The sequence below is a fragment of the uncultured Erythrobacter sp. genome (assembly GCF_947492365.1).
GTDB lineage: Bacteria > Pseudomonadota > Alphaproteobacteria > Sphingomonadales > Sphingomonadaceae > Erythrobacter.
Map to the genome: position 1 here is coordinate 2,221,898 of NZ_CANLMB010000001.1, position 11,669 is coordinate 2,233,566.

Genomic DNA, 11,669 nt, shown 5'->3' on the forward strand with positions numbered 1-11,669 from the left:
GGCGCATGCAGGACGCGCCTGTCCAAGAATTCCCTTTCCCCCGCTTGCGCAAATCCCTATTCGGGCCGGCTCGCTTGGCCAGAAATGAATGCTCTGGCGCGCGCGGGCGGACAAGAAATGACGCGCGATACAGCACCTCTTGATACGCCCGACGCCACATTGAGCTGGAGGCAGGAAATCCGGGCCACATTTGCGCTCGCGACCCCGCTTGCCGCGGCCAATCTGCTGCAAATGCTGACCTATTCGATCGACGTGTTCTTCATCGCGCGTCTGGGCGAAGAGCCGCTTGCCGCTGCTGCATTGGCAGTGTCGCTTTTCGGCCTGGTCCTATGGGCGATGACCGCGCTGACCGGAGCGGTTGCGCCTCTGATCGCCGAAGCGCTCGGCATGCGTGCGCCCGCTTTGCGGCCCGTGCGCCGTTCAGTGCGAATGGCTTTGTGGCTGGCGGTATTCTGCGGGATTATCGGCATGGGCTTATGCCTGCTGCTCGAGCCGCTGATGCGCGCAACCGGCCAGCAGGAAAGCATCATCGCGCTGGCCCGCGAGTACAATCTGCTTATCATCTATTCGATGGTGCCCATGCTGCTCGCGTCGGTGCTGCGCAATTTCGTCTCGGCGCTGGGCCGCCCGGTCTTTGCCACCGCGATCACCGGCGCAGGCGTGTTCGTGAACGGCTTTGCCAATTACGCCTTCATCTTCGGCAATTTCGGCGCGCCTGAAATGGGCCTGCAAGGGGCGGCGATAGCGACGATCATCACCTCGCTGTTCACGCTCGCCGCTTATGTGGTGGCGATCCGGCTCGATCCGAAGCTGCATCGTTATCATGTCTTTGGAAAGCTGTGGTCGCCGGACTGGAGCCGTTTTTGGCAGATTGTACGCGTCGGCACGCCCATCTCGCTGACGGTGACAGCAGAGGCAGGGATTTTCGGCGCGGCGGCGTTTCTGATGGGCCGCTTTGGCGCAGCAGAGCTCGCCGGGCACACGGTCGCGCTGCAACTTGCCGCGCTCGCATTCCAGGTTCCGTTTGGCGTCAGTCAGGCAGTGACGATCCGTGTGGGTTACTTCTACGGCGCTGGCGATAGCGAGGGGATCAAGCGCGCGGGCTGGGTCGCGCTCGCTATCGGTGCGGGCTTCATGATGTTCACAGCCAGCGCGATGGTGCTCGCGCCCTACCCGCTGCTGTCATTGTTCGTGGACCCCTATGCGGCCAAAAATGCGGCCTTGGTCGGATTTGCGCTGCAATATCTGGTGCTCGCCGCTGCGTTTCAGGTGGTGGACGGGATTCAGGCGGTCGCTGCGGGAGCCTTGCGCGGGCTTCAGGACACTCGCGTGCCGATGTGGATCGCGATTTTTAGCTATTGGGTGCCCGGTTTCGGCACTGCGATCTGGCTCGGCTTTTTCACTCCGCTTGCCGGAGTGGGCGTTTGGATCGGGCTGGCGACGGGACTTGCCTTTGCCGCGGTCCTGCTGCTGTGGCGCTGGAATGCGCGCGAGCGGCTGGATCTGACACGGCGCAAGTCCGGTGAGCCGGTTACGCCCCTGCCCGCGTAGTGACTTCGCGCTGCGGGAAGGGGATTGTAATGCCCGCTTCGTCGAACTTTGCTTTGACCCGCTCGGTCAAGTCCCATGACAGTTCGGCATAGTCGCCGGTCTGGCACCAGATGCGCAGGCCAATGCCGACCGAGCTTTCATCGAGCGAATTGACGAAGGCAATCGGTTCAGGGTCGCTGAGCACCCGCTCGTCCGCAGCGGCTAATGCAAGCAGCTCGTCGCGAGCCTTATCCATGCTGTCATTATAGCCAATGCCGACCAACAGCTCGAACCGGCGGATCGGGTGGCGATTGAAATTAATGATCGGCTGGTTCCACAGCTCGGTATTGGGAACCTGCACATACAGACCGTCAAATTGCTTGAGCTCGGTGGTGAACAGGCCGATTTCCTGCACCACGCCCTTGATCGAACCGGCGTGAATGGCCTCGCCCACGCGGAAAGGCCGCTGGGTCAGGATCATCACGCCTGATGCAACGTTGCTGAGCGTGCCTTGCAGCGCCAGACCGATCGCAAGCCCCATCGAACCTATCACTGCCAGGATGCTGGTGGTCTGCACCCCGAACTGCGCAAGCACGGTGGCGATCACCAATGCGTAAAGGCCGTATTTGATGATGCTGGAGAGGAAATCGGCAACCGTCGGGTCGAAGCGCGGCGAATTCTGCAGCACGCGGTCAGCCCAGCGCGATAGCACTTTGGCAATCAGCCAGCCGAACACCAGAACCGCAAAGGCACCGGCAATCGAGACCAGATGCGCCTCGAGCCATGTGGCGGCGACATTGGTGATGTCGAGAGTGCTGAAATCCGTATTCGTCTGCATGAAATTATCCGTCATTATTGCGTTATGGCGGGCGCGAGCGACGCCAATTCGTCTTCAATAAGCAAGCGCGTCACACATTTCCGAAAAATTTTGGCAGGCCCAACTGTTGACTCGCCTGCCAGGCGTCCCCAAATCGCCCTCGCTGGCACTCTAACGTGGAGAGTGCCAATTGATTCTTCAACCCAAATAGAAAGGTCACATCCATGGCATTTCGTCCGCTGCACGACCGCGTTGTGGTCCGTCGCATCGAAGCCGACCAGAAAACCGCTGGTGGCATCATTATTCCCGATTCCGCACAGGAAAAGCCGAGCGAAGGCGAGATCGTCTCTGTCGGCGAAGGCGCCCGTGACGATGGAGGCAATCGCGTCGTCCTCGACGTGAAAGCCGGCGACCGCGTGCTGTTCGGCAAGTGGTCGGGCACCGAAGTCAAGATCGACGGCGAAGACCTGCTGATCATGAAGGAAAGCGACATCATGGGGATCATCAGCTGAACCCGCAGGGTTTGACTGACCACCTCTAACGCTTTTCCAAACTCACAAGAATTCTCAGGAGAAACACCAATGGCTGCCAAGGACGTAAAGTTCGGCCGTGAAGCCCGCGAGGGCATCCTCAAGGGCGTCGACACGCTCGCCAACGCTGTGAAAGTCACGCTCGGCCCCAAAGGCCGCAATGTCGTGATCGACAAGAGCTTCGGCGCACCGCGCATCACCAAGGACGGCGTAACCGTCGCCAAGGAAATCGAACTTAAGGACAAGTTCGAGAATATGGGCGCTCAAATGCTGCGCGAAGTGGCCAGCAAGACCAACGACCTCGCGGGTGACGGCACCACCACCGCAACGGTGCTGGGTCAGGCGATCATTCGCGAAGGCATGACCGCAGTTGCTGCTGGCATGAACCCGATGGACCTCAAGCGCGGCATCGACGCCGCTGTCACCAAGGTTACCGAGAACCTCGCAGGCCGCTCGAAAGAAGTCTCCGGTTCTTCGGAAATCGCTCAGGTCGGCATTATCTCTGCCAATGGCGACAAGGAAGTCGGCGAGAAGATCGCTGAAGCCATGGAGAAAGTTGGCAAAGAAGGCGTCATCACCGTTGAGGAAGCCAAGGGTCTCGAATTCGAGCTCGACGTTGTCGAAGGCATGCAGTTCGACCGCGGCTATCTCTCGCCCTACTTCATCACCAACCCTGACAAGATGACGGTTGAACTCGACAACCCCTACATCCTGATCCACGAAAAGAAGCTGTCGAACCTCCAGTCGATGCTTCCGATCCTCGAAGCGGCTGTCCAGAGCGGCCGTCCGCTGCTGATCATCGCTGAAGACATCGAAGGCGAAGCGCTCGCGACCCTCGTCGTTAACAAGCTGCGCGGTGGCCTCAAGGTTGCTGCGGTTAAGGCTCCGGGCTTCGGCGATCGCCGTAAAGCGATGCTGCAGGACATCTCGATCCTTACCAAGGGCGAAATGGTCAGCGAAGATCTGGGCATCAAGCTTGAAAACGTCACGCTCGGCATGCTCGGCGAAGCCAAGCGCGTCACCATCGACAAGGACAACACGACGATTGTCGACGGTGCAGGCAGCCAGGAAGACATCCAGGCCCGCGTCGGCGAGATCAAGGCTCAGATGGAAGCCACGACCAGCGACTATGACCGCGAAAAACTGCAAGAACGTCTGGCGAAACTCGCTGGCGGTGTTGCCGTGATCAAGGTTGGCGGCGCTTCGGAAGTGGAAGTGAAGGAACGCAAGGACCGCGTTGATGACGCGCTTCACGCAACCCGCGCTGCTGTCGAAGAAGGCATCGTCCCGGGCGGCGGCACCGCGCTGCTTTACGCCACCAAGGCTCTCGAAGGGCTCAAGGGCGAAAATGACGACCAGACCCGCGGCATCGACATCGTTCGCCGTGCGATCCTCGCGCCTGTTCGCCAGATCGCGCAAAATGCCGGTCACGACGGCGCGGTTGTCTCGGGCAATCTGCTTCGCGAAGGTGACGAAACGCAGGGCTTCAACGCTGCGACCGACACCTATGAAAACCTGGTGGAAGCCGGCGTGATCGACCCGACCAAGGTTGTCCGCACCGCACTGCAGGACGCAGCTTCGGTTGCCGGCCTGCTGATCACTACCGAAGCGGCGATCACCGACGCTCCGGAAGACAAAGGCTCGGCTCCTGCAATGCCCGATATGGGCGGCATGGGCGGAATGGGCGGCGGCATGGGCTTCTAAGCCCGCCTCCAACCCTTCACCTAAAACGAAGGCCCCGTCGGAGCGATCCGGCGGGGCCTTTTGCTTTGTGCCGCGCGCCTGCTCGAAAAGAGTACGCAAGCATAGTTTACGGAACAGTCACCATATCAGCCTAGGACACGCGCCGAGGAACGAATTGATAGTGGCAGCGAGATGAAACTCACACGTCGAAATTTTGTGACTGGCAGCTTGATTGGTGCAGGTGCGATCGGCCTGGGCGGCTGCTCGACCGCCAATTTCGGGACGCGGTCAAGCTACCTGACCGGAATTGTCGAGCCTCAGAATCACAACACTGTGTTCCACTGGGTGGACATTGCGATGCAGCAGGTGCGCGATCAGCGGATACCGCCGCCGCGCGCAGCCTATAATTTCGCCGCCCCTATGGTCGCCGGTTTTGTCGCCGCAAATGCCATTATCGGCCGTTATGCCGACCCCTACAATATTGGCCCAGCCCCCGCTGGAGCCGATCCTGAACTGGCTTACGGTGTGGCCTTCGCAACGGCCGCGTCGGAGTGCTTCAAGCAGCCCTTCTTGTGGGAACGCAGCGCCTTCAAGGGAAGGTTTGCTGATGGTGAGAGCAAGAGGCTGGGCATTGAATGGGGCCGCAAAGTCGGGATTGCCATTAACCAGATGCGCACCGGCGACGGCGCTGAACCGCATGTCGTCAATTTCTATCATGGCCGCTACAAGCGGCGTGATGATGAACTGAAGTGGACCCCGACAGGCCCCGCCTATGCAGCCCGCCCCGGTCCTGCAGTTGGTGCCTATGACCGCGGGTTGTTCCCGGGACACGGACAAATCAAACCCTGGACTATGGTCCGACCGGAACAGTTTCGGGCTGAAACATTCCCCGATCCGCGCAGTCCGGAATTTGCCGAACAGTTTGAGCTGGTCCGCTCGCTGGGCGGCAAGGACAGTCAAACCCGCACGCCCGACCAGTCTGAAATCGCGCTCTTCTGGGAAGACGGCCCGTGGGGCATCACTCCGCCAGGGCATTTCCTCCTGATCGCGGCGCAGGTGATGCAGGATCGCGGCTTTGATTTCCTCGATCTGGCGCGCAACTTTGCCTTGTTAGGAGCAACCCAGGCCGACGCCTCGATCAGCGCATGGGACAGCAAATATCACTACGATATTCTGCGCCCAGAGACCGCGATCTGCCTGCGCGCTGGTGAATTTCGCAGCGCAGATATGAGGGTCAGGCAACAGCGCAGTTGGGAGAGTTATATCCCAACGCCCAACTTCCCCGCTTACACTTCCGGGCACTCCACATTCGGGGCCGCCGGGATAGAGATGACAAAGCTTCTTATCGGCACCGATGCGGTGAATTTCAGCCACGAATCGCCCGATCAGGTGCTCTGGCCAACGCTCACGGGCAAGCGGCGCTATTTCACCAGTCTGGATCAGGCCGCTTACGAGAACGGCTGGAGCCGCCTTTATGGCGGCGTGCACTGGCTCGCGGATCATGAAGCCGCCGATAAAGCCGGTCGCCAGATCGCGCGCCATGCCTTTGATACGATGTTCGCGCGCAGGGGCTGAGACATGAAGAAACTGCTCTTTCTTGCACCGGGCCTGTGCGCCGTGCTGTCCAGTCCGGCTCATGCCCAATCGGTTGATCTCAATTATGATCGCCTTTCCTCGCTCGAAGAACCGATCGCCTACGATTTCGCGGGTATCACTTTCGAATTGACCGGGGTGCTCGACACGCCTGTGCTCGCCGAGTTCGACAATGTGACCGGCGGCGATGATCCCAGAATCGATGTCGAATTTGTCGGCAATTTTCAGGTGAGTGCCGAAACACAGCTGAGCAATCGCTGGGATGTCGGTGTGACCTATTTTGGCCAATATTCGACCGATCCAGCGCGGCTTTCCCTCAATGGAGCGACCGGACAGAACGATTACAGCGATAACGTTGCCGGTTTCGTCCGCACCAGCTTTGGCACCGTCATCGGCGGCAATGTCAGCAATCAGGTCGACGAATTGACCCGCCGCGCGCGCGGTGTTGGCAATGCTTCCCTCGCATTTGACGGATTCTATGGTCAGCTTGATCGCTGGGGTGGTGCCTATATCGGCCGCTTCGGGCCGAGCCAGATTGGTGTTGTCGTCGACGAAAACGGCGATTTCGAAGTTGGCGGGGTCTTTCAGCGACCCATCGGGCAGCGCGATTTGCGCCTTTCCGGGCGCGTGAGGCAAGGGCGATTTGCATCTGCCGATGGTATTACCGATTTCTCGACACTGGGCGTTGGCGCCGTTGGCGAGGTGGTCTTTGGCAGCTCGATCTATGATATTGGCGCAGGCTACGAGCGGATCGAAGGGCCGATCTCCGATTTTGACCGCTGGTTTGTCTCTGCCGGAGCGCAAAGCCAGTTTGGCGGGCTAAGGCTATCGGGCGCGCTGCATTACGGTGAGGCTGGCGGACAGTCGGAAGTTTCTGCGGCGATTGGCGCAGGTTACGACATTTCGCGCGGACTTTCGCTCAATCTTGGGCTCAACGCCGAAGAAGCGCGGATCATTGCTGATGGCGTAGAGCTGATCGAGACGGACCAATTGTCCGCCATCGCATCTGCGCGATACAGCTTCTGATCGCCGCCTAAGAGCCTAGACCCTACCCGCGATTGCCGAGAAAATGAGACCCGGGGGACGTTCGTCCCCCGGGGTTTTTTGTTCGTCGAATGGCACCCTTCCCTTGGCGGCGACTCTAGCCCATGGAGGCGCGATCCATATTTGAGGGGACTAAACTCATGAAAACGAAATTTGCAGCAGTGCTGCTGGCGTCGGTCGCGCTGACCGGCTGCGATGCGATTATGAACCCGGTTGCGACGATCGAATGCACCACCACCCAGACCGAATGCCTCAACGTCTGGTTCGATGAAAAGTTCGAAGAGCAACTGGCATTCAGCCCGATCACGCAGACCTTCCTGGGTCGCAAGACAGACAACGACAAGATTGACGATTTCTCGGTCGAGGCACAGCTGGAGCAGCTCGAATGGACACGTCAGGCCACGCGCGAAATGGAAGCCAATTTCGATTATGACGAGCTTTCGGATGATGCGAAGCTGTCGTGGGACCTGTGGCAATATAGCGCGGAACAAGCCGAAAAAGGCGCCGAGTTCCTCGACCAGCAATATATCCTGCACCAGATGCAGGGCATTCACGCCTTCCTTCCCAGCTTTCTGCTCGGCCAGCACGTCGTCGAAACCGAAAGCGACATGGAAGCCTTTATCGCCCGCATCGGCGGGATCGCCAGAGCAATTGACCAGTCGCTTGAGCGCGCGCAGGCCAATGCCGAAGCCGGTGTGCGCCCGCCGCGCTTTTCCTATGATGCGGTGATTGCTGAAACCGAAAGTCTCATCACTGGCGCGCCGTTCGGCGACGATGCAGACGCCGAACCTTCGGCAATGTGGAACGGGGTCGAGGGCCACCTTGCCACCCTGGTCGAAAACGGAACCATCGACGAAGCACGCGCTGACGAATTGCGCGAAGAGGCCCGCACGGCGCTGGTCGAGCAATTCGCTCCGGCCTATCAGCGGGTCCATGACTGGTTCGTAGAAGACCGTCCCAACACCGATGAAGTCGCGCAAGGCGTCACCACCCTGCCCAATGGCGAAGCGTACTATGAATATGCGCTCAGCCAGATGACCACGACCGAGCTCACCGCTGACGAAGTCCACGATCTTGGCCTTGCCGAAGTCGCGCGCATTCGCGGCGAAATGGAAGCGATCATCGAACGGACCGGCTTTGAAGGGACTTTGCAGGAATTCTTCGTGTTCACCCGCGAAGACCCGCAATTCTTCTTCTCGCAGGATGAAGCAGGCGCACAGGATTATATCGACCGTGCAACCATGCATATCGACGCGCTGACTGAACGACTGCCCGAATTCTTCGGCAGGCTGCCTAAGGCACCTCTCGAAGTGCGCCGGGTTGAGTCGTTCCGCGAACAGGATGGCGCTGCGCAGCATTATCGTCCGGGCACCCCCGACGGCTCGCGCCCCGGCATCTATTACGCGCACCTTTCGGATATGAGCGCGATGCCGATCCCGCCGCTTGAAGCGATCGCCTATCACGAAGGCAATCCGGGCCACCACATGCAGATCTCGATCGCGCAGGAGCTGGAAGGCGTTCCGCTGTTCCGCTCGCAGGGCGTGTTCTTCTCCGCCTATGGCGAAGGCTGGGCGCTCTATTCCGAGGCCTTGGCCAAGGAAATGGGCGGTTATGAAGATCCCTATTCGGACTTTGGCCGCTTGCAGAGCGAGATGTGGCGCGCGATCCGTCTGGTGGTCGACACCGGCATCCATGCCAAGGGCTGGACCGAAGACGAGGCGGTTGCCTACTGCCTCGAAAACTCGCCCAACCCCGAAACCGTCGCTCGCAGCGAAGTGCAGCGCTACTTCGTGCTGCCGGGTCAGGCGACGTCCTACAAGATCGGCATGATCCGCATTCAGGAACTGCGCGCCAAGGCCGAGGAAGAGCTGGGCGAGGATTTCGACATTCGCGGTTTCCACGACACGGTTCTGGGCGGCGGCGCAGTGCCGCTCTCGCTGCTCGAAAAGCAGGTCGACAACTGGATTGCATCGCAAAAGGCCAGCTAAGGCGCGATAAAGCCCAAACAACAAAAGGGGCGGGATGGCATTGGCCACCCCGCCCCTTTTTGTGTCGGGTTCTGCACGCGCTCTGTCGCTTGAGCGCGCGTTCAGTACCCCTTATGTATCAACCGCCCGAACGGCTTGCTTCGGCGGCTTCGATAGCGCTTTCATCCCAGATCACCTGCGTCTGGGTCTGCGGGTTAAAGCGGGTGTTTTCAAAGGATGCGGCTTCAGCGGCAGCCACTTCTCCGGCGGTGAGGAACTCGCTGGGCTCGAGCGCGAACACGTCAATCCCGCGAGTGATCTCGGTCCCGTAGATCCGGCCATTATACCAGTAGGACGACCAGAAGCCGCCGACCACAAGCTGCTCATCGCTGATCGCGCCGCGGTCGAAGAACGCGATCTCGACCGGGTTGGAACTGTCGGTGAAGTCCATCAGGCTGATGCCGCCCTGATACCAGCTCTGCACAAAGATATCGCGGCCCGGCACTGGAACAATCGAGCCATTATGCGCGACGCAGTTCTCGTATTCGCTCTGCGGACCGGGCATCTTGTAATGGCTGCGGAATTCCAGCTTTCCGTCGACGATGTCGTAGATCGCATTGGCGCCCCACGTCACCGGATCCGAAGCCTTGCAGCGCGGACGGCCGCCCCCGCCCCATTCATCGGTGAAGATCACCTTGGTGCCGTCATTGTTGAAGGTCGCCGAGTGCCAATAGGCGAAGCCCTGGTCGAACACTTCATCCATGCGCACCGGATTGAACGGGTCGGAGATGTCCATCAGGATCCCGTTGCCCGAGCACGCTCCGGCCGCGATGTTGAGCGCGGGGAAGACGGTGATGTCGTGGCACTGGTCTGTGCGCGAGGTGCGCTGGGTACCCTCGCCGCTATCACCGCCTTGCCACAGGCCTGCAATCTCGCCCGTCTCGCTATCGGCGAAGACCCGCGGGCTGCTGACGATCCGCGCAGCTGCCGGATTCGCAACCGGGATTTCGATCACGTCGATGCTGAAATAGGCCGTGCGTGTGTCGGACGGATTGTCGATACAGCGGGCGAGCTCTTCCTGCTCGCGGCTGCGCGACGTGCCCGAATTGTAGACGATGATGCGTTCATCATTGGCATCGACGATCGAGTGAGTGTGGCTACCCCGGCATGTCTGCACCTGCCCGACCTGACGGACTGCGGTGAGGTCGGAGATGTCGAAAATGCGAAGCCCGCGGAAGCGCTCTTCGCTGACATCGCCTTCGACGCCTTGCAGGCCGCAATCGATGCGCCCGCGCGTTTGCTCAACGCTCATCACAAGCAGATCGCCAACCACTGAAACGTCACCTTGGCCACCGGGGCAGACGACCGATGACATCAGGCTCGGCACGCCGTCATCGCCCAGCCTGTAGATGTTGAAGCCGTGATAATTGCCCGCGACCATGATGTCGTCGAAGAACGCCATATCGGTGTTGGCAAAGTCGAGAAGCGGGGAGCGTTCGGCAAACTGTGTGAGGCTTTCTTCTTCCTCACGCTCGGGCGCTTCTTCACCCTCTTCCGCTTCGGCGACCTCTACGACTTCAGCCGTTTCCTCTTCGCCTTCAGCCGTTTCTTCACCTTCTTCGTCCTCACGTGGCGGAACAACTGCGCGCAAGTCAGCCGGATTTTCAGGATCAAAGAACCCCGCAGGTTTGCTGAGCGATGCGACATGGCGGAGGTTCATGATTGCCTCACCGGCATTGTCAAAGCCCGAGGCAAGGCTGGCGCGCGGATCTTCGGAGATACCCGCGAGCACCTTGTCCATGCGCTCGATTTCGGCCGACTGGTCATTGTCGACATCACCGACGAAGCGGAACAGGATCGGGTCTGCTGCACTGCCCTGCTGTTCGAGCAAGTGCTCGACCATATCCACCGCCCCTTCGTGATGGGCAATCATCAGAGTGAGGAACTGCCGGTCGAACTCGGCGCCTTCAGCTGCAGCGAGTGCGGCCATCTGTTCGGCGCTAGCCATGCCCGACATCTGCGAGTGATCGACCATCACATGGTTCGAATGGTCCATCGTGCTGTGGTCGCCATGGCCGACCATCGGCGCCTTCTCGCCGCGCTCGGCAAGCCAGTTGGTCATGAACTCAATCTCATCCGCCTGGCTGGAGAGAATGCGTCCTGCGACCGTAATCACTTCCTCGTTATTGGTGCGATCCGCGACCAACTCGGCCATGTCGACGGCTTGCTGATGGTGGACGATCATGCCCTGCATGAACTCGACATCCGCGCTGGTGTAGGTCGCCTTGGCAAGCTCGGTCGCTTCATCCGCTGTCAGTGTGCGGCTGGCCTGTCCGGGAGCGCCGGGCTGCAGGATGGGAGCGCTCTGCGCCATGGCGATGCATGAGCCGGAAAGCAGCATCGTGGAGATAAGCGCGCGCGATCCGCGCAAGGTGGTGCGTTTCATAGTGATGTCAGTCCCTGTTTCTTGCGATTGCGCTCTTGTCTGACGGTTTGCGAAAACCA

At 60.0% G+C, this 11,669-nt stretch carries 8 protein-coding genes; 6 read left to right on the forward strand and 2 right to left on the reverse strand.

Annotated features, from left to right (window positions below; genetic code table 11):
- Positions 1-117: 117 nt before the first annotated feature.
- Entirely contained in the window at positions 118-1,551 is a 1,434-nt protein-coding gene (locus Q0887_RS10625; RefSeq protein ID WP_299194811.1) for an MATE family efflux transporter, read from the forward strand.
- Here the strand turns inward: Q0887_RS10625 and Q0887_RS10630 are convergent.
- Positions 1,532-2,368: a mechanosensitive ion channel domain-containing protein gene (locus tag Q0887_RS10630; protein ID WP_299194814.1), complete on the reverse strand. Its 837-nt coding sequence runs from the start codon at positions 2,366-2,368 to the stop codon at positions 1,532-1,534. The two genes, Q0887_RS10625 and Q0887_RS10630, sit on opposite strands and share 20 nt — an antisense overlap.
- A 203-nt stretch (positions 2,369-2,571) precedes the next feature.
- Here Q0887_RS10630 and Q0887_RS10635 point away from each other — a divergent pair, with 203 nt between their 5' ends.
- From Q0887_RS10635 to Q0887_RS10655, 5 genes are all read left to right on the forward strand, one after another.
- Positions 2,572-2,859: a co-chaperone GroES gene (locus Q0887_RS10635; protein WP_299194817.1), complete on the forward strand. Its 288-nt coding sequence runs from the start codon at positions 2,572-2,574 to the stop codon at positions 2,857-2,859.
- A gap of 69 nt (positions 2,860-2,928) precedes the next feature.
- Positions 2,929-4,581, forward strand: coding sequence for a chaperonin GroEL (gene groL / locus Q0887_RS10640; protein WP_299194819.1), 1,653 nt, complete (start codon positions 2,929-2,931; stop codon positions 4,579-4,581).
- Between the two features lie 171 nt (positions 4,582-4,752).
- Positions 4,753-6,135 (forward strand): vanadium-dependent haloperoxidase, encoded by a 1,383-nt coding sequence (locus tag Q0887_RS10645; protein ID WP_299194822.1) that lies wholly within the window; start codon positions 4,753-4,755, stop codon positions 6,133-6,135.
- 3 nt (positions 6,136-6,138) lie between these two features.
- Positions 6,139-7,179, forward strand: coding sequence for a hypothetical protein (locus tag Q0887_RS10650; RefSeq protein WP_299194824.1), 1,041 nt, complete (start codon positions 6,139-6,141; stop codon positions 7,177-7,179).
- Between the two features lie 158 nt (positions 7,180-7,337).
- Entirely contained in the window at positions 7,338-9,185 is a 1,848-nt protein-coding gene (locus Q0887_RS10655) for a DUF885 domain-containing protein (protein ID WP_299194826.1), read from the forward strand.
- 118 nt (positions 9,186-9,303) lie between these two features.
- On the opposite strand, the gene Q0887_RS10660 is transcribed toward Q0887_RS10655, so the two are convergent.
- Positions 9,304-11,610: a DUF305 domain-containing protein gene (locus Q0887_RS10660; protein WP_299194828.1), complete on the reverse strand. Its 2,307-nt coding sequence runs from the start codon at positions 11,608-11,610 to the stop codon at positions 9,304-9,306.
- Between the last annotated feature and the right edge of the window lie 59 nt (positions 11,611-11,669).

What these genes read in the sequence shown, in the direction of transcription:
- Q0887_RS10625 (WP_299194811.1), top strand. Translation starts at nt 118, where the DNA reads ATGACGCGCGATACAGCACCTCTTGATACGCCCGACGCCACATTGAGC.
- Q0887_RS10630 (WP_299194814.1), bottom strand. Translation starts at nt 2,368, where the DNA reads ATGCAGACGAATACGGATTTCAGCACTCTCGACATCACCAATGTCGCC.
- Q0887_RS10635 (WP_299194817.1), top strand. Translation starts at nt 2,572, where the DNA reads ATGGCATTTCGTCCGCTGCACGACCGCGTTGTGGTCCGTCGCATCGAA.
- groL (WP_299194819.1), top strand. Translation starts at nt 2,929, where the DNA reads ATGGCTGCCAAGGACGTAAAGTTCGGCCGTGAAGCCCGCGAGGGCATC.
- Q0887_RS10645 (WP_299194822.1), top strand. Translation starts at nt 4,753, where the DNA reads ATGAAACTCACACGTCGAAATTTTGTGACTGGCAGCTTGATTGGTGCA.
- Q0887_RS10650 (WP_299194824.1), top strand. Translation starts at nt 6,139, where the DNA reads ATGAAGAAACTGCTCTTTCTTGCACCGGGCCTGTGCGCCGTGCTGTCC.
- Q0887_RS10655 (WP_299194826.1), top strand. Translation starts at nt 7,338, where the DNA reads ATGAAAACGAAATTTGCAGCAGTGCTGCTGGCGTCGGTCGCGCTGACC.
- Q0887_RS10660 (WP_299194828.1), bottom strand. Translation starts at nt 11,610, where the DNA reads ATGAAACGCACCACCTTGCGCGGATCGCGCGCGCTTATCTCCACGATG.